At 68.7% G+C, this 562-nt stretch carries 1 protein-coding gene and 1 pseudogene; both read right to left on the bottom strand.

Annotation, left to right across the window (positions count from 1 at the left end; all coding sequences use genetic code 11):
- Window positions 1-59: 59 nt before the first annotated feature.
- Complete coding sequence (locus Y705_RS18645) at window positions 60-356, bottom strand: hypothetical protein (RefSeq protein WP_049822526.1); 297 nt, start codon at window positions 354-356, stop codon at window positions 60-62.
- Window positions 341-562 (bottom strand): annotated as a pseudogene (locus tag Y705_RS22315) (hypothetical protein); the annotation flags it as partial. The pseudogene Y705_RS22315 and the gene Y705_RS18645, both read right to left, overlap by 16 nt.

Raw genomic sequence — 562 nt, 5'->3', positions numbered from 1 at the left:
GCTATTTTCCGAGAATGCCCGCCACAGGTGCTTAATCAGCGAGGGGTCCAGCCGTTCCGTCAGCGCGGGGACCACCCGTTCCGCCGCAATGCCGGGGCCACCCGGGACGCCACCCAGGATGGGCCCCGTGACAGGTCTCCGGCGTAGATCTTCACCTGCAGCCAGCCCCGTTCGGCGGTCAGCGTGTCGCGGACCCTGTCGGACGCCTGCTTCTCAGGGGTGAGGTGGTGCGCGCCCTCGTACTCGACGCAGGTCCTGAAGCAGAGGCAGCCGAGATCAACCCACACCGGCGGGGAGCCGTCCGAGCCTTCGATGGGGAAGTTCGGTGTGAGCCGTTCCGTCAGCGCGGGGACCACCCGTTCCGCCGCAATGCCGGGGCCACCCGGGACGCCACCCAGGATGGGCCCCGTGACAGGTCTCCGGCGTAGATCTTCACCTGCAGCCAGCCCCGTTCGGCGGTCAGCGTGTCGCGGACCCTGTCGGACGCCTGCTTCTCAGGGGTGAGGTGGTGCGCGCCCTCGTACTCGACGCAGGTCCTGAAGCAGAGGCAGCCGAGATCAAC

The organism is Arthrobacter sp. H41, assembly GCF_000520535.1.
Taxonomy (GTDB): domain Bacteria; phylum Actinomycetota; class Actinomycetes; order Actinomycetales; family Micrococcaceae; genus Arthrobacter_D.
The sequence above is the reverse complement of the archived record's forward strand: the minus strand, read 5'-3'. Positions and strand labels throughout refer to the sequence as shown.